Here is a 20,690-nt window from a genome sequence, read left to right as displayed (position 1 = left end):
AGGTGATCATATGCGGCGTTTTCAAGCCCTAATCGAAGCCAATAAATCAGGGAAAAACTCAGGTATTTATGCCATTTGCTCAGCTCACCCTTGGGTGCTGGAAGCGTCGATAAGATATGCCAAGCAGGAAAATACGCTGCTGTTAATTGAGGCCACGGCCAATCAGGTTAACCAATTTGGTGGTTACACAGGGATGCGTCCTGCGGATTTTATTGCCAAAGTCGAAGAGATGGCTGACGAGCTTGGTTTTAATAAGCAGTTACTGATTTTTGGTGGTGATCACTTGGGACCCGTCTGTTGGACGAGTGAAAATAGCCAAGCCGCAATGGCCAAAGCGTGTGACTTAGTCGCTGAATACGTGAAGGCCGGTTTTAAGAAAATTCACTTAGATGCCAGCATGCCTTGTGCTGACGATCCTGAGGTGTTAAGCGATGATATAGTGGCTAATCGCGCTGCTTTGTTGTGTCAAACAGCGGAAGCAGCCGCGATCGCGACGTTTGGTCGTAGCGATATTGTTTATGTGATTGGTACGGAAGTTCCTCCTCCAGGTGGAGCGGATGAACAGATTGACAGTCTACAACCGACCAGCCAAGTTGCTGCGCAAGAAACTCTAGCTTGCCATCGTGAACTCTTTGCAAACAAGGGATTAACGGATGCTTGGCAACGCGTGGTTGCTATGGTGGTGCAGCCGGGAGTTGAGTTTGATAACACCCAAGTTTTTGACTACAAACCGCATGAAGCAAGCGCACTAAAAGACTTTATTCGTACCGTAGACCGTATCGCTTTCGAAGCGCATTCGACAGATTATCAAACGGCAGGTGCTTATCAGTCTTTGGTGGCTGACCATTTTGCCATTTTGAAAGTCGGGCCTGAATTGACCTTTGCGCTACGCGAAGGGTTATTTGCGCTTCACCATATTGAAAAGCAATTACTACCCATGCATAGCCAATTTATTGAGGTAGTGGATGAGGTCATGTTGGCAGAGCCTACGAGTTGGCAGCGTTTTTATCACGGCAAACCACAGCAACTCCGGTTCTTGCGCCAATTTAGCTTTAGCGACCGTATCCGTTATTACTGGCATCAAGAAGCGGTGCAAAAGGCGTTAGCAACCATGCTCGAAAACCTAGCGCAGCAGACTTTATCATTGCCGCTTATCAGCCAATATTTTCCAGAGCTATATCAACAAGTACGCCGTGGTGAAATAGAAAGGGATGCCAAAGCGTTGGTGATTGCCAAAATTCAACGTGTTGTAGCTCGCTATTCAAACGCGTGTTTTGCCATGGAGAAAGCGTCATGAACACTTTACTAGGACACGAAGTTGCGCAACTAAAAGCACGAAATGCCTATTGGACCGCAAAAGAGATCACCCAGCAGCCACAGATGTGGCAAGAGACCGCCCAATTAGTCGCGAGCATAAAGCCTAGGCTTTTGGTGGAGTTAGCTCCTTTTCTAGATGACCCTGATACTCAGGTTATTTTGACAGGGGCGGGTACATCCGCTTATATCGGTGACGCTATCGCCACTCATCTTAATACACACATGCGCCAAAGTGTGCGGGCTGTGAGCACAACAGATTTAGTTGCTGCACCAAGGCAATATCTAGCGACGGATAAACCGTGTTTATTGGTATCCTTTGCTCGCTCTGGTAATAGTCCTGAAAGTGTTGCGGCCGTAGAGTTGGTAACACAGCTGGTTAGTAACAGTCAGCACCTTTTTATCACTTGCAACCGTGATGGAAAGTTGCATCAAGCAGCGCAGCAGGCAAACAATGCAACAAGTATATTGTTACCGGAACCTACGCTTGACCAAAGTTTTGCAATGACGAGTAGCTATTCGTCAATGATGGTTGCAGCGCTACAACTTTTTGCTGCGGATGATGGCTCCGTGGATAAGTTGATCAATGCAGCGCAAAGCATGTTAGCTGCAACAGAGCAGCAAAATATCCGTGCATTTGCACAACAACCATTTGAGCGTTTGGTGTATCTAGGCTCTGGCTGTTTGTTGGGATTTGCAAAGGAAGCTGCGTTAAAAATGCTTGAGTTATCGGCAGGCCAAGTAATGAGCGTGAGCGAGTCACCGCTTGGGTTCCGTCATGGTCCAAAATCACTTATCAATAGCAAAACTGTCGTGGTATGTTTTATCTCAAGCGATGGTTATACCAATTTATACGATCAGGACTTAGTTGCTGAGCTGCAGCGTGATGGAGCAGCCATGACGGTACATTCACTTTGCCCTAAAATGTTACCACTAGAAGACGTGTGGCAAGGATTACTGTATATGTTGTTTGCACAGCAGTTAAGTTTCTATAAAGCGCTGAACCTCGGCATTTCACCGGACAATCCTTGCCCGTCGGGGGAAGTGAATAGAGTTGTGCAGGGCGTAGTCATTCATCCATTTGGGAGCGAAGTATGATTTATGGGGTGGATGTTGGCGGGAGCAAAATTGAAATTGCGGTGTTCGATGAAAAACTGCAACGTATAGAATCTTGGCGTGTGGCGACACCAAAGCACAGTTATGAGGCGTTTTTGACGCAAATCGTAACCTTGGTGCAGCAAGCCGACGCTAAATATGGTTGTAAAGGACTGGTGGGTATTGGGATGCCTGGGATAGTAAATGCGCAGCAGCGCGTGCTATCTGCAAATGTCCCTTGCGCCAATGGCAAAGAAGTTAAGGCTGATCTCGTTGCACAACTTGAACGGCCCATTGCGGTCGAAAATGACTGCCGTTGCTTTGCGTTATCAGAGGCCAGTCTTGGAGCTGGTAAGCAATACCAAAAGGTCTTCGGGGCAATAATAGGCACTGGTGCCGGAGGCGGGTTTTGCATTGATGGTGCGTTGTATAAAAGTGCCCAAGGGATCGCCGGCGAATATGGTCATCACCCACTTTCTGCGGTATTACAACAAAAGTATAACCTGCCTATTTTAGCGTGTGGCTGTGGACTGCAAGGGTGTTTAGAGCGCTATGTCGCAGGGCCAGGGCTGGCCGGTTTGTATCAACATTTCACTACGCGAACGCTTACCTCAGAACAAGTTATCACAGCGATGCGGGCTGGAGAAAGTGAAGCTCGCCATGCTTTTACTTGTTATATGGATCTGTTGGGCTCGGCGTTTGCAAATTTAATCAAAGCATATGACCCAGAAGTTATCGTGCTTGGCGGTGGCATGTCGCTTATCGATGAACTTGTAGAAGCACTCCCAAAAGCCATTGAACCTCACGTATTTTCCGCAGTGTCAGTGCCAGATATTGTTAGAGCCAAGCATGGTGATGCAAGTGGTGCATTGGGTGCGGCATTACTTGGGAGCAAAGTGCATGCTTGAACAGCTTCGTTATATTCGGCCCCGTCGTATCTACACCCCAACTCGTGTTCTTGAAGATCACGTTGCGGTAATAAAAGATGAGCGCTTTCACACGATTATTCCTGCGGCGGAAGCGCCTGATAATACCGAGTCTTATCCCAAGCTCGACATGTGGCCTGGGTTAATTGATTTGCATATTCATGGCCGAGAGGGGTGCGATGTTATTGATGGCAAACTCTCCAGTATAGAAACCATTAGCACCTCGTTGCTCAAACATGGCGTCACTGGCTTTTTGGCTACCACGGTGACGACTACGTGGCCACAAACCATTGCAGCGATGAAAGTTATTGGAGCTGCATATAAGCTAAAGATGCCGGGGGCTCAGGTGCTTGGTGGGTATAGTGAGGGTTTGTTTTTCAGCGAAAAACACAAAGGTGCCCATAACGAAGCTTTCTTTAAGCCGTTAGACGAGGCCCTGATTGATGAAATGATTAGCGCGGCTGATGGTGCGCTTAAAGCGGTGGCACTCGCGCCTGAAAAGGCCAATGGTGTTGCAATGACACAGTACCTAAGTAAACATGGGGTACGGGTGATGCTAGGTCATTGTGATGCGGATTTTGCGCAAACCAATGCCGCTTTGGCACATGGTGCCTGCGGTGGAGTCCACGTATTTAACGGCATGCGTGGCATCCATCACCGTGAACCGGGCTGTGCTGGTGCGTTGTTACTTAATAGCCAAGCCTTGGTTGAAGTGATTGCCGATGGTATCCATTTACACCCCGCGATTTTACAGTTGATCTACCGCCTAAAAGGTCAACATAAGGTAGCTTTGATCAGTGATTGTATTAATGCGGGTGGCCTGAAAGATGGTGAATATCAATTGGGCGAGATGCCAGTGGTGGTTAAGGATGGCGTGGCGAAAACCCACAGCGGCAGTTTGGCTGGCAGTACACTGACACTTGAGAAAGCAGTGCAGAACTTAGCGAAATTAGCTGACATTCCACTTGTTGAGGCCATCAATATGGCAAGTCTCGTACCTGCAACTTATTTAAATATGGACAATGAACTTGGCAGTATTGAACAAGGTAAGATTGCGCATTTTTCTTTGCTAGATGATGCATTCCAAGTCCATCATGCCAACTTGTTTGGGAAGCAGGTCTTTTAACAGAAACCTTCACAAACCGTGCTGAAATTGACATCAAACAGCAAGAATATTATTAAATATAGCGGCCTAGCAGTAAGCGGTACGGTAAAAAAGGGTGGCAAAGTTTCGCATTAGAAACTTTTTCGTGAATTGATTGCATTTTAGACGACTTCAAGGATGATGTTCGCTACAAGAGGTGATATACTCCCGCCGAATAATTTTTCTACTTTAAATAGAGTAAAACAATGGCAGATTTATCGAAATACAGAAACATTGGTATTTTCGCGCACGTTGATGCGGGTAAAACTACCACCACTGAGCGTATTCTAAAGCTTACTGGTAAAATCCACAAAACTGGTGAAGTTCACGACGGTGAGTCAACAACTGACTTCATGGAGCAGGAAGCTGAGCGTGGTATTACTATCCAATCAGCAGCGGTAACTTGTGAGTGGAAAGGCCACCGTTTAAACGTTATCGATACTCCTGGACACGTTGACTTCACAGTAGAAGTATACCGTTCACTAAAAGTACTTGATGGTGGTATCGGTGTATTCTGTGGTTCTGGTGGTGTTGAACCACAATCAGAAACTAACTGGCGTTATGCGAACGAATCAGAAGTTGCTCGTTGTATCTTCGTAAACAAACTAGACCGTATGGGTGCAGACTTCTACCGCGTAGTTGATCAAGTTGAGAAAGTACTTGGTGCTAACCCACTAGTGATGACGCTTCCAATTGGTATCGAAGACCAATTCTGTGGTGTTGTAGACGTACTTGAGAAGAAAGCATACGTTTGGGATGACACAGGTCTTCCTGAAAACTACGAAGTACAAGACGTTCCTGCAGACATGGTAGACAAAGTTGAAGAATACCATGAAATGCTAGTTGAGTCTGCTGTTGAGCAAGACGACGACCTAATGGAAGCATATATGGAAGGTGAAGTACCTTCTATCGAACAAATCAAAGCGTGTATCCGTAAAGGTACTCGTGATCTTGCGTTCTTCCCAACTTACTGTGGTTCAGCGTTCAAAAACAAAGGTATGCAACTTGTACTAGACGCTGTTGTAGATTACCTACCTTCTCCTACAGAAGTTGAGCCTCAGCCACTAACAGATCCTGAAACAGGTGAGCCTACTGGTGAAGTAGCAACTGTTGACGCTGATGCGCCACTTAAAGCGCTTGCGTTCAAAATCATGGACGATCGTTTCGGTGCGCTTACGTTCATCCGTATCTACGCTGGTCGCATGAAAAAAGGTGACACTATCCTTAACTCTGCAACTGGTAAAACAGAGCGTATCGGCCGTATGGTTGAGATGCAAGCGGACGAGCGTACTGAACTTACTGAAGCACAAGCGGGTGACATCATCGCAGTTGTTGGTATGAAGAACGTTCAAACAGGTCACACGCTATGTGATCCTAAGCACGAGTGTACACTTGAAGCGATGATCTTCCCTGATCCAGTAATCTCAATCGCTGTTGCACCTAAAGATAAAGGTGGTAACGAGAAGATGGGTATCGCGATCGGTAAGATGGTTGCAGAAGATCCTTCATTCCAAGTTGAGACTGATGAAGATTCAGGTGAAACTATCCTTAAAGGTATGGGTGAGCTTCACCTAGACATTAAGGTAGATATCCTTAAGCGTACATACGGTGTAGACCTAATCGTTGGTCAGCCTCAGGTTGCTTACCGTGAAACTATCACACAAGAAGTTGAAGATAGCTACACGCATAAGAAACAGTCTGGTGGTTCTGGTCAGTTCGGTAAGATTGACTACCGTATCAAGCCTGGTGAAGTTGGTTCTGGCTTTACGTTCAAGTCTACAGTTGTTGGTGGTAACGTTCCTAAGGAATTCTGGCCAGCAGTTGAGAAAGGCTTCAAGTCAATGATGGAAGAGGGTGTGCTTGCAGGCTTCCCAGTACTAGACGTTGAAGTAGAACTATTCGACGGTGGCTTCCACGCAGTTGACTCATCAGCAATCGCGTTCGAAATCGCTGCTAAAGGCGCATTCCGTCAGTCTATCCCTAAAGCGGGTGCACAACTTCTTGAGCCAATCATGAAAGTTGACGTGTTCACGCCAGAAGACAACGTAGGTGACGTAATTGGTGACCTTAACCGTCGTCGCGGTATGATCAAAGACCAAGAAGCTGGCGCAATGGGCGTTCGTATCAAGGGTGAAGTACCACTATCTGAAATGTTCGGATACATCGGTCACCTACGTACTATCACGTCTGGTCGTGGTCAGTTCTCTATGGAGTTCTCACACTATGCACCATGTCCAGCAAACGTTGCTGACGCGGTAATCGCAGCTGAGAAAGAGAAAAAAGCAGCTAAGTAATTTATTACTTACTTTGCATAAAAAGGTCGCCAATGGCGGCCTTTTTTGTATCTAAAGTTCAATAAGTTAAATTTGAAATTTAGTATCTAAAAGTCGTCACTTTTATTTCATATTTTATTAATTCTAAAGTTCTTGCTTTAGGGACATTGGCACTTTATCATTAGCTTTTCTTCAATAAATTGGGTCGGACTACTGCGTCGTCGTGGGCTGAATTTCATTGTGGTTGAGTAAATAAAGGAGATACTCAATGAGAACTTTAGAGTTAGAAGTAAACTGGCTTTTCTATGTATTTACACTTGCGCTGATTTGGCTTAGCAACACACTGCTTTCGATCCTAGATATTCCCTCTCTATTATTGCAATTAATTACATTAATCCCTTTGCTATTGATCCTAGCTACATTGGGGTTATCATTAACCGGAAAACGTTTTTTACATATCGACAAAGCTGGGGTGAGCTATAACTTTTTTGATAAAGCGCGCTATCTCCATGCAGAGCACATTCAAGCAATTAGGTTACGCTCTTGGAGTATTTTAAGTATTCCTGAAGTACAGCTCGATGATGGCCGAGTCATTCGTTTCTTTAGTTGGAAAATGAATGCTGATGAGCTTGTAAAAGCAAAAAGCTTGATAAGATAAGTTGCTAGAAATGCAGGTGAGAATCTCACCTGCTCAAAATGATGGTGCTTACTTCTCGTTTAGCCAAATAGCGGCTTGCTTTGCAAAGTAGGTCAAAATACCATCTGCGCCAGCACGCTTAAATGCGAGTAAAGATTCCAATACCACAGGCTTCTCGGCCAACCAACCATTATCAATCGCAGCTTTATGCATCGCATATTCACCACTGACTTGGTAAGCAAATGTTGGTACCCCAAACTCATCTTTAACACGTCTGACGACATCTAGATATGGCATACCCGGTTTTACCATGACCATATCTGCACCTTCTTGTAAGTCCAAGGCGACTTCACGTAGTGCTTCGTCAGAATTAGCAGGATCCATCTGGTAGGTTTTCTTGTCAGCTCCTTTAAGGTTGCCCGCAGAGCCAATCGCGTCACGGAAAGGTCCATAGTAACTTGATGCATACTTAGCAGAGTAGGCCATAATACGAGTATGAATAAAACCGCATTCTTCAAGTGCTTCGCGTACTGCACCAATACGACCATCCATCATATCCGATGGTGCGACAACATCAGCTCCGGCTTCAGCATGAGAAAGCGCTTGCTTGACCAATACTTCTACTGTTTCCTCATTCATTACATACCCGTCTTCATCTAAGATTCCGTCTTGTCCATGGACTGTGAATGGGTCTAATGCAACATCGGTGATCACACCGAGCTCAGGACATGCAGCCTTTATAGCGCGTACCGCTCTTTGTACTATGCCTTCTGGATTATAGGCTTCTTCAGCAAGTAGCGATTTGTGCTCTGCAGGTGTCACAGGGAACAGCGCAATTGCTGGAACACCCAGCTCTACAAGCTGTTTGGCTTCTTCAACTAATAAGTCAATAGACAGGCGTTCAATACTTGGCATAGATGGGATAGCTTCACGCTTAGACTCACCATCCAATACAAACACTGGATAGATTAAATCGTTAACCGTTAGCGTACTTTCGCTCATTAGACGTCTTGAAAAGTCATCGCGGCGCATTCTGCGCATGCGAGTTAGGGGGAAAAGATCAAGTCCTGATTGAGCCACGTTAATTCTCCTGATTGGGGTTGAAAGTGACAATGCGATTACGGCCTTGCTGTTTTGCTTGATACAAGGCTTTATCCGCATTATCTGTGTATAGCTGTGGATTGTGTGGATCGCTAACCACTGCACTATAAATGCCTGCGCTGGTCGTCATCTCAATGATATGTTCACTAAATTGAATTTTGAGCGCTGCTGTTGCCACTCTTAGACGCTCAGCGACTTCAAGCGCACCTTCTTCAGGTGTGTTTGGAAGTAGCAAAATAAACTCTTCACCGCCATAACGGAATATTTCGTCATGGGGTCGACGTAAGTGTGATTTGATTAAGTTGGCAAACTCGCAAATCGCTTGATCACCTGCTAAGTGACCATATTTGTCATTAATTTTTTTGAAGTGATCAATATCAAAGATAACAAGGCTTAATACCGTTTGTTCTCGTCTTGAGCGGCGTACTTCCATTTGTAAGCGCTTGTCGAAGTAACGACGGTTTTTCACTTTTGTGAGAGGGTCTTCCATGTTCATGCGTTCCAGCTCGCGATTTTTATCTTCGAGTTCTCGCAACGTGACTTGAAGCTCAAAAGTGCGTTCTTCAATGTTAGATTCTAAGTCGTATTGGGCTTGTTCTTGTAACTTAAGTTTTTCTTTTAATAGGGCATCTTCAGCTTGAGTATGCGCTAGGCGTTGCTGTTGCTTAGCCAGTTTTTCATCTCGTTGGGAGATATAAAGCCGTATTAATAGATAGCTGAGTAGCGTTGCTTCTATGACGAAAATGCCAAAGTAGCCTAAGTGATTCAAAAAGCTACCTGACTGAACTCCCACCTCAACAGTAAATGGGTAGCTGATCACGATAAAGTGGCACAGTGCGATAGCAATCAAGGTGTTCCGGCTATTGTGGTGAATGCGTGCCAGTGTATACATAAGTAATATTGCAATGATAAAGCTGATACTGAGGGCGAGCAGAAGTGATTCAAAAACCGGTAATAAGGCAATGATGATGAACAAGCCCAGCGTGATCAAAGTAACTCTTTTACCTGTAAGTTGTGGGTGTGACAGAAGTGTCTTACCTGAACAGTAACTTAGAGTGGGTAGCAGTAGTGCACTGAGTAACAGGGTCATTATGCCTTGACCATACTGCTGAAACCATTGCCAAGAAGAATAAAAATAACGATAGCCAAAGCCATAAATATGAGCGTTGAATAGCCATATAATTGCAATCAGCAGAGTCGCACATAGAAAATAGTTTTTTTTCGTGACGTAATACAGCGTGGCATTGGTTAAAGCTAACGCCAATACAAAGCCAGCCAAGATACCAAAAATAAGGTTAAATTTACTTTTAAACTGCAGGTACTCATTGGGCTCCCAGACTGCAAGAGGAGCAGTTATCGCGCCATCGTCGCTAATTTGTAAATATAAATGGCTTTGCGTTAGAGGTTGTAGTTCTAATGGAATAACAAGCGATTCATACTTAAGTGGACGCTTAATCAGTGGCAATGTATCACCAATGTCCAAAGTAAATATAGGATGGTTAGGCCTGACATGATAAGCAGTAACCGAATCGATAAGGTTGTTGTTTATGCTGACTAGTATCGGAGTTAGCGAGCTGTTGGTGTTGTTTAATGCTATTTTCAGCCACAGGTACTGACCTACAGGCCGAAGACCAGTTGGTACTTGAATACTGTTATGCCATTCGACAGGCGCTGCCAATAACTCGTTAAGTGATGCGTATTTACTGAGTGTGTAACTTAACTTTACTTGATGTTCTGCCTTAAAAGGGTCAGATACAGTCACACTGGCGAAGATCGAAGCGTTAAATAAAAACAAGCACAGAGATAGCAGAATACGCATACGGACTTACCTCAAAAACAATTGCGTAAAATTGGCAGAGGTTGCGCTGATCACATCGGTAACTGGACACTGCTTTAGTTGAGCAATTTGTTCAGCCACGTGGGATAAGTACATTGGTTCATTGCGGCGAGATTTTGGCTTAGGTTTAATTGTTCGTGGCAATAAATAAGGGGCATCGGTCTCTAATAGCAAACGATCTAGCGGGATATATTGAATGAGCGCTTGCAATGCTTGACCTCTACGTTCATCACATACCCAACCAGTTATGCCGATCATTAACCCATAGTCCAAGTAACGACGCAACGCATTACGGTCACCAGTAAAGCAGTGTAGTACACCTCGAACCTCAACTTCTTTTAGCAGTCCAACTAGCGCGTCATGCGCGTCTCTTTCGTGTAAATAGACTGGGTAGTCAATAGTTTCTGCTAGCTGCAGTTGCGTTAAGCACACGCTCTGCTGAATCGGTCTTGGTGAAAAATCACGGTTAAAGTCTAAACCACATTCACCAACGGCCACCGCCCTGTTGCTACTTTTTAAAAGAGTGAGGAGATCATGGTACAGGGTATCTGGAGCGCTTTTGGCATCATGTGGGTGAACGCCTGCTGTGCAGTAAAGGTGATGTTGTTCAGCAAGCGCAATACTCTGCTCGCTGCTCGTTAAGTCACAACCGATAGCAAGCATAGACTCTATACCAGCCTCTTTGGATCTAGAAATCACATCGTCCAAATCGGATGCGAATTGCGAGCTGGTGAGGTTAACACCAGCATCGATCATCGCGCTCATCAATTAACTCGTTTTACTCGTGTAGTGCGATTTGAGCCCTTTTTTTTCATCAAAAATGAGCCAAAAGAGGCACGCTGAATAATGAGCGTATCTCCTTCATCTGCAAAGAAGGTTTCCTTTGATACTTGAGTCCATTCTTGACCATTGTCTAACGTAAAGACCTTTTTACCTCTGCGTGTTTTGGTAATTTTAATTACATCTGCGGTGATCGCTTCAATTTCTTCACTTGCGACTTTCACACGACGCTCAAGGCCAAACCCCTCTTCTTTTAGTTCTGGAGTAACGCTTGCCACCGGTGCTACAGCACCACTTTGCTCGTCGTTAGGCGTCATATTTTTTGTTGCACGTTTTGCGGTGATTGGTTTGTTGGCAATCACATTGTCGTAGCACATAAGACGCTTAAAATCATTTTCGATCAGCGTACAAGCTTGTAACGCCTGCGTATTTATCGGCTCTGCGGCGCATAAAGAAGAAAATCCTAGTGCGAACAGTATCATGGTTTTTTTCATTCTTCTGACTCCTGTTGTTGTGGTTTAGCGCTATAAAACTTGGCTAGAATGAGCCCTAACTCAAACAAGAGTAGCATAGGGAGCGCTAATAGAGTTTGAGATAGAACATCAGGTGGTGTTAAAAACATCGCGATGACAAAAGCGCCAACGACAACATAAGGTCGCTTCTCTTTTAAGCTCGCGGGGGTTGTCATGCCACTCCAGCATATAAGCATAATGGCGACGGGAATTTCAAAGGCGATACCGAAAGCAAAAAATAGCTTCAAGATAAAGCCAAGATAGCTGCTTATATCTGGCGAAAGAGTCATCATTTCGGGCCCAACGCTGGTAAAGAACCCCAAAATAATCGGCATCACAACAAAATAGCAAAATGCAATCCCGCCATAAAATAGCAGTACACTTGATAGTAATACTGGGATAAGCATACGCTTTTCGTGTTTATATAAACCAGGTGCGATAAATCCCCACACTTGGTGCAAAATAAATGGCACAGCGGCAAATAACGACACAAAAAGTGTTAACTTAAAAGGGGCGAAAAAAGGGGCTGTGACATCTGTAGCAATCATGTTTGTGTTGCTAGGCAGGCTCTCAACAAGGGGAGCTGCAACAAAGGCATAGATATCATTGGCGAAGTACACCAAAGCAACAAAGATAACGAAAACGCTCATTAACGCTCTCATTAAGCGGTTTCTTAACTCAACAAGGTGAGCAATAAATCCACTCTGGGCTGATTCTGTCATGTAACTTGACTCGTACGAATATAGTGCCAGTTGGAAAAGATAAAAAGGCGTTGCTTGGGCGTTAAATACCCAAAGCCGACCTTACTCTAATTATCTAACTGGTAGATTGATTAGTCTTTGTTTTTATTATTGTCGGTTGATTTATAAGAATGTCTAACTGATTCAGCCGCATCTTGTAATTCTTGAACGGATTGCTTGAGATCAGGGGCCAAATCTTGCATTCCCTGTTGTTCCGCTTTCTTTAAGTTATTATGTAGCTCATGAACGCGTAACTCTTCACTGACTTCAGCTTTGACTGAATTAGCAACAGATTTTACCGTTTTTACCCATCTAGCTACGGTGCGGATTGCAACGGGAAGACGCTCTGGGCCAAGTACAATTAGGCCTACGATAAGAACGACCACTAACTCCCACATACCCATGTTGAATTACACCTTATCTTTTTCTTTCTCTGATACAGGTTGAGCTTGCTCAGTCGTTGTATTCTTAAGCTTTTCAGGTTCAGTTCCGGCCTCTGATTGTTCATCCGATACTGCCTTTTTAAAGCCTTTAACTGCACCACCTAAATCACTACCAATACCACGTAGTTTTTTAGTTCCAAATAACAAAACAATGATGGCTAAAATAATAAGTAATTGCCAAATACTGATCCCACCGAATCCCATAATAACTCCATTGATACTTACTGCTTATGAATAATGATTATACGCCTAGCGAGCAAAAAATCACCCTGTTTTACGCCATGCGCCAATAAATACTAGCACGGCAATAATTGCAAGTAGGCTACTTGCGACAGGCTTGTCAAAAATAAAGCTCAATCCCGAGATTATTGCAAAACTACTCGCCGCTAAACCCAACAACAAAGGCTTGGTCGCAGTATCTGCTTTTTGTGTGACAGCTGAAGGGGGACGGCGCTTGAGATTTTGGTAAATCAAATCCGGCAGTTCTGGCATTTTCTCGGCCCAAAATGGTAGATTTGCATATAGCTTTTTTGCCACTGCGAGCGGACCTACTTGTTCTTGCACCCAATGTTCTAAAAAGGGCTTAGCTGTTTTCCACAGATCTAGTTGCGGGTAAAGCTGACGTCCTAAGCCTTCTACATATAACAGAGTTTTTTGCAATAATACCAATTGTGGCTGCACTTCCATGTTGAAGCGCCTTGCTGTGTTAAACAAGTTTACCAGCACATGACCAAACGAAATTTCAGCGAGCGGTTTGTTAAAAATGGGTTCGCATACGGTACGAATGGCAAACTCAAATTCCTCTACACAGGTATCCGCCGGAACCCAGCCAGAATCCACATGAAGCTGCGCAACTTGGCGATAGTCACGATTAAAGAAGGCGATAAAGTTTTCTGCTAAATAGCGTTTATCTTCACGATTTAAGGTCCCGACAATGCCGCAATCTATGCCGATATACTTAGGATTATGAGGGTTTTCGCGAGAGACAAAAATATTGCCAGGGTGCATGTCTGCATGGAAAAAGCTGTCACGGAACACTTGTGTAAAGAACACCTCTACCCCACGCTCAGCCAATAGCTTCATATTGGTGCCTTGCGCTAATAAGGCTTCGGTGTCTGAGACTGGGATACCGTAGATGCGCTCCATCACCAATACGTTTTTACGTGAATAATCACTATATACTTCAGGGATATATAGTGAATCAGAGTCTTCAAAATTACGTCTGAGTTGAATTGCGTTAGCACCTTCTCGCATCAAATCTAACTCGTCGAGTAGTGTTTTTTTGTATTCCCTTACGACTTCAACTGGCCGTAAACGCTTTCCTTCGCTAAGTAAGTTGACAACAATTCTAGCGAAGCGCTCCATTAAAGAGAGGTCTGCTTGGATTTGTTTTTCGATATCGGGACGAATAACTTTGATCACGACATCTTTCAACTCATCTTTGTGTTGCAGCTTGGCGGCATGCACTTGCGCTATTGAGGCTGAAGCCAATGGCTTTGATTCAAATTCAGCAAAGTATTCGTGAATGTTGTCTATTTCTAACGCTTGCTCAATGAGCTTTTGTGCCATTGCGGGGTCAAATGGTTGAACTTGGTCCTGCAAAAAAGCGAGTTCTTCAGCAATCTCTAATGGTAACAAATCTCGACGGGTCGAAAGCATCTGACCAAACTTGATCCATACGGGTCCCAACGTTTGCAACGCTAGACGCAAGCGTGTGCCTATAGGTTTGTCTTTATGTTTATTACGTAGCCAAAACAAGCTGGCGCGGGCAAGTTTACCGTACCAAGGCTGCTTATGCGCAGGAACGATTTCGTCTAAACCATAGGTTAAAAATGTTTTAGTGATTTGATGCAGGCGAAGTAGAGACAACCTAGTTTCCTTTGTTCTGCTGAAGTAATGCATTGAGGCGCTGATTTAAGCTTTCGGCTTGATTATTTAGCGCTCTCACTTGTTGCTTAAACTGCTGAAACTCAAGCGGGTGGGGTGCAACCTTCAATTCATCTTGACATAGTTCTGTTAGTGTCGTTTTGGCTACTTGCCCATCTTGCTTCGCGCGGCGTGCTAAATTCTGTAAGGTATCTATAACAACTTGTGCTGGTCCGTCACCCAGATATTTGGCTAGGTGCTCCGCCCAGTCAATATCAAGTGCTGCTAGGGCGTTGCTATATAGTTGTGCTAGTGATAAATCGCCTTCAAGATCGAGCTTATCTTGACGGATAAGCGCAGTGAGTTGACTCGGGTCTTTGAGTTCAAGCAAGGTAGAAAAATCGGCACTAATTGAACAGTCGGCTTCACCATCAAAGGGGCACAAAACGTGAATGTTTATGCCGGTATAGGTTATTGCTAAACAAGTATGCAGATCCCTAACCTCAACACTTAGTACTTTATGTTGACCTTTACTTAGTGCACGCTTTAGCTCAGGTGAGAGTTTTAGACCTTTGTTTAAAGCCGTTTCAAGCACGGCGCCAAGCAATGAAGTTAACACAGCAACTCCTAGAATTTAAAACCACGATGAAGGGCAACAATACCTCCGGTCATATTTTGATAGTCAGTCTGTTCAAAACCGGCTTCATCCATCATGGATTTTAATGTTTCTTGATCTGGGTGCATGCGAATAGATTCTGCGAGGTAGCGATAAGATTCGCTGTCATTCGCTACCAACTTACCCATCGCAGGAAGTAGTGTAAAGGAGTACATATCATACAGCTTTGCTAGAGCTTCGTTGTCGGTCTTGGAAAATTCAAGGACCAGTAGGCGTCCACCAGGTTTAAGCACTCGGTACATCGAGCGAAGTGCTTTACTTTGATCGGTGACGTTACGTAGACCGAAAGCAATTGTGATGACATCAAAAGTATTATCGTCAAATGGTAGCATTTCAGCATTCATTTGAACGTACTCGATATTGCTAACAAGCCCTAAATCACGTAACTTTTCGCGCCCAACTTTCAGCATTGAGTTGTTAATATCGCCTAAAACGACTTGTCCTTTACCACCAACTAACTCACTAAATTTCGCAGTTAAATCACCTGTACCACCGGCAAGATCAAGCACTTTATGGCCGGCACGTACACCAGAGCAGGCGATGGTTTGGCGTTTCCACAAACGATGGATACCGAATGACATCAGGTCATTCATAATGTCGTACTTTGTTGCTACAGAATGAAATACGTCTGCAACCATAGAGGCTTTTTTGTCTGTTTCGACCGTTTTATATCCAAAGTGGGTAGTATTGTCTTGTGACTCTTTCATGAGGGTTCCATCATTACTCTGCAACTGTGGTTGTTAGTGTACTTGATAGGTAGCCGTGGGCGCAATTTCTAATCCTCGTTGTGTTGTTGAAAATGTACACAAAAAGAGTGATTGCAGATCAGTGACTAATATAGCAATGTTGGCCGAGAGAATGTGCCTTTTGCGCGGCATAGCCTGCACGTTTTGCTAATACATTAAAGTCTTGCTCTGGCGCGAGTTGCGCAATACCAAGAGCCAGAGATACATCAGGTAATGGAATTTTTCCTTTTGCACTGACAAACTTTAGTCGCTCAACACCTTTACGCACTTTATCAGCGATGACACTGGCGGTTTCTAAGTCTACGTCAGCGAGGATCACCGTGAACTCTTTTTTCCCCGTACGACCAGGTAAGCCGCTTTCAACGACATAGCGTTTAATGTTATTGGCGATGCGATTAAGCACCACTTCGCCCACAACATCACCAAACCGGACTGAAAACTCGTCAAGGTTATCAACTTGAATAGAAAGGGCACAGACGGATTTTTGCTGTGATTGCCATAGAGACACTTTTTGATGAAGGTAGTGGCGCTTATAAAGACCCGTTTGTGGGTCTAACAAATGTTGTTTACGCAAGTCGAGTAGTAACTTTTGATTACGTTCATAATCTAAACGCGATTTTATTAACGCTTGTTTAAATTGTTTGTGCTGTTTTAGCAATAGCTCTGTTTGTTTGGTGAGTGTTGATAGTGCGCGCTTACTCTTTAGAATGTTGTGCTCATCTAAATTATGCACACATTGACTGACTTGCTGGGCAAAGCGAATTACCTGCTTTTGTGAGCTTTCTGCATTTTCGTGTAATTCAGTTACCAAAGAGTCGACACCCTCAAGTAATTCAGATTGTGTCTTTTGACCTTGATCTAAAAACTGATAGTAGAGCTGTTCAATGAATACACAGTCTATTTTTGTGTGTGCTTTGATGGCTTTGTTGATGGCACAGTCGAGATCTTTGTTCGTGGCGCTGATATGGGTATAAGCGACTTGGTAATTTAAAGGTGTAGGCGGCAAATGATGTTGCTCTAAAAACAGGCACACCTGTGTCATTTTTTCTTGGGCAACAGCCATGGGATCATGGAGCATCATTTCATTTACCACAACAATTAATTATCAAACGTTAATGAACTACCACCATCTCCTTCGGTGTAACTCTTGTCCTAATTGCACTAGACCTACATTAATCTGTATCGTCCGAATTTAAAAGTAAAAAATTTGTCTTTGAAATAGAAAATTTACATTTTTTTGTTGAATTGCTGATTTTCTCATCAATTTTTACTAGGTTGAGTAAATTGTATTCGATCTGAGATATTCGTGATTTTGTCGAATTAAGTTGCATCTGTTACGGGACTCTCCTACTTTGACTAGCAGAAAGTTCATTTCACCATAACAAAAAGCTCAGCGCGAAGAGGAGCTGCCATTTTTGGCAATTGTCCGCAAGCTGAGTAACAACAAAGTATTGAGGAAGTCAGCGTGTTATCACCAAAATTAAAGCTTTGGACTAAGCGTTCAAGCGTCGCCGTTTATCTAACCGTCGCCTTATCTGGTTGTGCTATCACCGGAAGTGACAATAACGCTGAGTTTACTCAAATAGCGAGCGATGTCATGAAATTTAGAAGTGATATCAATGCTTATGGTCGTAGTGACGTACAAGCCGAGTTTCTACTGCCAAATCTCAGTGCAGAAAAGCTGGCGACCACAAACCAACAGCGTCTACAGTTTTTGGCTCAGCTCGACAATATCGACACTTCAGCGCTAAGTGAGGAAAATCAAATCAATCTCACTATTTTGCGTGCGCAAGTGCAAAATAGCGTCGATGAATATCGCTTTCATAGCCACTATATGCCGCTAACCTCGGAATACGGTTTTCATTCTGGTTTGTCTTTTATGATCTCTGGTCATGACTTTAAAAAGCGTGCTGGTTACGAGCTATATTTAGCACGTTTACAGCAAGTTCCTCGTTATTTTAACCAAAATATCGACTGGATGAAGGAAGGTATGGCGGTTGGTTTGACCCAGCCGAAAGCTGTGCTTGAAGGTTATGAAAGTTCTATCGAAGCTTATATCGTTGATGATGTGACAAAATCCGAGTTTTATGGTCCGTTTACACAAAATCAAGCGGGTTTACCTGATGCCGAATTTAAAGCACTGCAACAGCGTGCCAAAAAGATTATTCAAGGCGATGTGATCGCAGCATATCAAAATTACCTTAATTTCTTTGTTAATGAGTATCGTCCTGCGGCAAGAGCTGAAATTGGAATTTCTTCGACACCAAATGGTGAGGCATTTTATGCGAATCGTGCAAAATACTACACCACCACGAATATGACGCCTAAGGAGATCCATGAGCTTGGTCTCAAAGAGGTGGCTCGGATCCGTGCGGAGATGGAAAAGATTATTAAAAAAGTAGGCTTTAAGGGATCTTTTGCCGACTTTGTGCAGTTTTTAAGAACCGATCCACAGTTTTATGCCAAAACGCCTAAGGAATTACTCAAAGAAGCTGCTTATATTGCAAAAAAGATGGATGCTCAGTTACCTAAGCTATTCCATACATTACCAAGAAAGCCATACGGTGTCGCACCAGTGCCAGCGAGCATTGCACCTAAATATACAACTGGACGTTACTCTGGTGCCCGCAGCGATACCGACGCTGGCTATTATTGGGTAAATACCTACGCACTGGATAAGCGACCGCTTTATGTATTGGAAGCGTTGACTCTGCATGAAGCTGTACCTGGACACCACTTACAGATCTCCCTTAATGCTGAGCTAGACTATCTACCGGAATATCGTCGTAACGAATATATTTCAGCTTTTGGTGAAGGATGGGGGTTATATTCTGAGTTTTTAGGTATCGAAGCTGGATTTTATCAAGATCCTTACAGTGATTTTGGTCGCCTAACTTACGAGATGTGGCGAGCGGCTCGTTTGGTTGTAGACACCGGCATGCATATGTTTGGCTGGAGCCGTGAGCGAGCGATGAACTTTATGAAAGACAACACTGCCTTGTCCTTACATAACGTGAAAACGGAGACTGACCGCTATATCTCGTGGCCGGCTCAGGCATTGTCATACAAAATTGGTGAGCTAACTATTAAGCGCCTACGTCGCAAAGCAGAAAAAGCGCTAGGTGATCAGTTTGATATCCGTGAATTCCACCACCAAATCTTACGTCATGGCTCTGTGCCATTATTTGTGCTTGAAGACCAAATTGACAAATATATTGAAACCACGATGAATCAAGTGCGTAAGTAATCAAGATAGTCCCTCTAATAAAAAAGCCCAAAGTAGTAACTTTGGGCTTTTTTATTTTACTAGCCTAAGCTAGTTTAGTTTACAAAACTAATGATGAGCTGATACACATCATCGGTCGTTCGGCATTTATTGGCATTAATAATGAGCTGTTCACCTAAGTGTAGTGCTCGCTGTTGCACCGCTAGGCGCGCGCCTTCATCTTCAATCGCATCTATGTCTGCAACATGTGCGAGACCAATGGTGCGGCGGATCAATTCACAACCACAATAACCAACCGCGTCTTGCAATACCTTAGTGAGGAAGTATTCCGCGTAGCCATCTGCTTGCAACGACAGGTCGCGAGTTTGTGTTTTCGCTAGTTCAAGCCAAGTTACATAGAAGCTTGATAGGGTGGTGGCGATACTATCGAGTAAATAAACCTGCATATTTCGACGTTTTGGCAGAGCGTTAATGCGGGCATGTTGGGCACAGTAGTTAAGCAGTAAATTGCCGATAAATGAGCCTAAATCGAAGCCAATGGGGCCAAAAAAGCCAAACTCTGGATCGATTAGCTTTGTATGCTGTGCATCGACGAAAATACTGCCTGTATGGACATCACCATGAAGTAAGGTTTCTGGTGCATTGAGAAATTGGGCTTTCAGTTTTGCCACTTCAGCTAATAACGTCTTATTTTTTCTCAGTATTTCCACAGATGATTGTAATGCAGCAGGAAAGTTGTTTCTTTCAGCATCGCGGTATGGGTCGTCAAAGAACAAATCTTCAGTGATCGAACAAAGTTCTGGGTTAGTGAACTCGGTGACTAGGGCTTTTTTTTCACTCGGTGTTAAGTAAAAGCTTGAGTGGTAAAAGCTGGTTTTTGCTAGATAATTTGCGACGTCTTTGCCGAGTCTTGCAAAGGTGTTCGCTTGGTTTAATTCACCACGCAAAATGCGTAGATGACCAAGATCTTCCAACACAGTTACCGCAAGCTCTGTATTGTGATGCAGCACTTTTGCTGTGGTATCTGGGCAGATCTCACCATGACGTTGTAACACACTAGCTTCAATTCTGGCTCTGTCTAACGTCAGTGGCCAGCTCTCTCCCACACATCGAGCGTAAGGCAAAGCTTGCTTGACGATGATGCTATTTTCCTGCGTATCTTGTACGCGGAAAACCAAATTCAGATTGCCATCACCAAACTCATAACAAGACAAGGTTGCATCTTTATCAAAGAAGCTTCCTAAATTAGTAATGTAATCAATAACTTTTTCTGCATCAAATTCAATGTAGCTCGACATGTTTCTGCACCTTGTGGATATTTGCTAATAGCATTCTATATTTTTAAATGTTTAGATGTCTATACTTCTTTAGATC

Annotated in this window: 19 protein-coding genes; 7 read left to right on the top strand and 12 right to left on the bottom strand. The window is 43.9% G+C overall.

The genetic code is table 11. From position 1 onward, the window contains the following. Positions 1–10 precede the first annotated feature (10 nt). The 6 genes from DRB05_RS03700 (at position 11) to DRB05_RS03675 (ending at position 7,410) form a co-directional block, all read left to right on the top strand. Positions 11–1,297 (top strand): D-tagatose-bisphosphate aldolase, class II, non-catalytic subunit, encoded by a 1,287-nt coding sequence (locus DRB05_RS03700; protein WP_128725733.1) that lies wholly within the window; start codon positions 11–13, stop codon positions 1,295–1,297. Continuing rightward, positions 1,294–2,412: an SIS domain-containing protein gene (locus DRB05_RS03695; RefSeq protein ID WP_128725732.1), complete on the top strand. Its 1,119-nt coding sequence runs from the start codon at positions 1,294–1,296 to the stop codon at positions 2,410–2,412. The genes DRB05_RS03700 and DRB05_RS03695 overlap by 4 nt, the downstream gene beginning before the upstream one ends. Next, positions 2,409–3,317, top strand: coding sequence for an ROK family protein (locus tag DRB05_RS03690; RefSeq protein ID WP_128725731.1), 909 nt, complete (start codon positions 2,409–2,411; stop codon positions 3,315–3,317). Before DRB05_RS03695 ends, DRB05_RS03690 begins: the two co-directional genes overlap by 4 nt. Beyond that, the gene (nagA, locus tag DRB05_RS03685; RefSeq protein ID WP_128725730.1) at positions 3,310–4,461 is read left to right on the top strand and encodes an N-acetylglucosamine-6-phosphate deacetylase; all 1,152 of its coding nucleotides are present in this window, start codon (positions 3,310–3,312) and stop codon (positions 4,459–4,461) included. The genes DRB05_RS03690 and nagA overlap by 8 nt, the downstream gene beginning before the upstream one ends. 224 nt (positions 4,462–4,685) lie before the next feature. After that, the gene (fusA, locus tag DRB05_RS03680) at positions 4,686–6,773 is read left to right on the top strand and encodes an elongation factor G (protein ID WP_128725729.1); all 2,088 of its coding nucleotides are present in this window, start codon (positions 4,686–4,688) and stop codon (positions 6,771–6,773) included. 247 nt (positions 6,774–7,020) lie between these two features. Continuing rightward, on the top strand, positions 7,021–7,410 hold the full coding sequence (locus DRB05_RS03675; RefSeq protein WP_128725728.1) for a hypothetical protein: 390 nt from the start codon (positions 7,021–7,023) through the stop codon (positions 7,408–7,410). Positions 7,411–7,458: 48 nt separating this feature from the next. Here DRB05_RS03675 and hemB read toward each other — a convergent pair whose 3' ends face one another. The 11 genes from hemB to DRB05_RS03620 all read right to left on the bottom strand — a co-directional run bounded on the left by hemB (position 7,459) and on the right by DRB05_RS03620 (position 17,171). Further along, positions 7,459–8,469, bottom strand: a complete 1,011-nt coding sequence (gene hemB, locus DRB05_RS03670) for a porphobilinogen synthase (protein ID WP_128725727.1) — start codon at positions 8,467–8,469, stop codon at positions 7,459–7,461. Position 8,470: 1 nt separating this feature from the next. Continuing rightward, the gene (locus DRB05_RS03665) at positions 8,471–10,309 is read right to left on the bottom strand and encodes a diguanylate cyclase (protein ID WP_128725726.1); all 1,839 of its coding nucleotides are present in this window, start codon (positions 10,307–10,309) and stop codon (positions 8,471–8,473) included. A 6-nt stretch (positions 10,310–10,315) separates the two neighbouring features. Continuing rightward, the gene (locus DRB05_RS03660; protein WP_128725725.1) at positions 10,316–11,092 is read right to left on the bottom strand and encodes a TatD family hydrolase; all 777 of its coding nucleotides are present in this window, start codon (positions 11,090–11,092) and stop codon (positions 10,316–10,318) included. After that, on the bottom strand, positions 11,092–11,601 hold the full coding sequence (locus tag DRB05_RS03655) for a hypothetical protein (RefSeq protein WP_128725724.1): 510 nt from the start codon (positions 11,599–11,601) through the stop codon (positions 11,092–11,094). Before DRB05_RS03655 ends, DRB05_RS03660 begins: the two co-directional genes overlap by 1 nt. Further along, positions 11,598–12,341, bottom strand: coding sequence for a twin-arginine translocase subunit TatC (tatC, locus tag DRB05_RS03650; protein ID WP_128725723.1), 744 nt, complete (start codon positions 12,339–12,341; stop codon positions 11,598–11,600). The genes DRB05_RS03655 and tatC overlap by 4 nt, the downstream gene beginning before the upstream one ends. 110 nt (positions 12,342–12,451) lie before the next feature. Further along, the gene (gene tatB / locus DRB05_RS03645) at positions 12,452–12,763 is read right to left on the bottom strand and encodes a Sec-independent protein translocase protein TatB (protein ID WP_128725722.1); all 312 of its coding nucleotides are present in this window, start codon (positions 12,761–12,763) and stop codon (positions 12,452–12,454) included. Positions 12,764–12,769: 6 nt separating this feature from the next. Next, positions 12,770–13,006 carry a Sec-independent protein translocase subunit TatA gene (gene tatA, locus DRB05_RS03640; RefSeq protein ID WP_128725721.1) on the bottom strand — a complete coding sequence of 79 codons (237 nt, stop codon included), beginning with the start codon at positions 13,004–13,006 and terminating at the stop codon, positions 12,770–12,772. A 60-nt stretch (positions 13,007–13,066) separates the two neighbouring features. After that, positions 13,067–14,671 (bottom strand): ubiquinone biosynthesis regulatory protein kinase UbiB, encoded by a 1,605-nt coding sequence (ubiB, locus tag DRB05_RS03635; protein WP_128725720.1) that lies wholly within the window; start codon positions 14,669–14,671, stop codon positions 13,067–13,069. A 1-nt stretch (position 14,672) separates the two neighbouring features. After that, the gene (locus DRB05_RS03630; RefSeq protein ID WP_128725719.1) at positions 14,673–15,287 is read right to left on the bottom strand and encodes an SCP2 sterol-binding domain-containing protein; all 615 of its coding nucleotides are present in this window, start codon (positions 15,285–15,287) and stop codon (positions 14,673–14,675) included. A gap of 8 nt (positions 15,288–15,295) precedes the next feature. Then, positions 15,296–16,051, bottom strand: coding sequence for a bifunctional demethylmenaquinone methyltransferase/2-methoxy-6-polyprenyl-1,4-benzoquinol methylase UbiE (gene ubiE / locus DRB05_RS03625; RefSeq protein ID WP_128725718.1), 756 nt, complete (start codon positions 16,049–16,051; stop codon positions 15,296–15,298). Between the two features lie 118 nt (positions 16,052–16,169). Beyond that, positions 16,170–17,171, bottom strand: coding sequence for a GGDEF domain-containing protein (locus tag DRB05_RS03620; RefSeq protein ID WP_128725717.1), 1,002 nt, complete (start codon positions 17,169–17,171; stop codon positions 16,170–16,172). A 384-nt stretch (positions 17,172–17,555) separates the two neighbouring features. Here DRB05_RS03620 and DRB05_RS03615 point away from each other — a divergent pair, with 384 nt between their 5' ends. Beyond that, on the top strand, positions 17,556–19,337 hold the full coding sequence (locus DRB05_RS03615) for a DUF885 domain-containing protein (RefSeq protein WP_128725716.1): 1,782 nt from the start codon (positions 17,556–17,558) through the stop codon (positions 19,335–19,337). A gap of 74 nt (positions 19,338–19,411) precedes the next feature. Here DRB05_RS03615 and mtnK read toward each other — a convergent pair whose 3' ends face one another. Continuing rightward, positions 19,412–20,614 carry an S-methyl-5-thioribose kinase gene (mtnK, locus tag DRB05_RS03610; RefSeq protein WP_128725715.1) on the bottom strand — a complete coding sequence of 401 codons (1,203 nt, stop codon included), beginning with the start codon at positions 20,612–20,614 and terminating at the stop codon, positions 19,412–19,414. Between the last annotated feature and the right edge of the window lie 76 nt (positions 20,615–20,690).

Source organism: Pseudoalteromonas sp. A757 (assembly GCF_004103285.1).
GTDB classification, from domain to species: Bacteria; Pseudomonadota; Gammaproteobacteria; order Enterobacterales; family Alteromonadaceae; genus Pseudoalteromonas; species Pseudoalteromonas galatheae.
The sequence above is the reverse complement of the archived record's forward strand: the minus strand, read 5'-3'. Positions and strand labels throughout refer to the sequence as shown.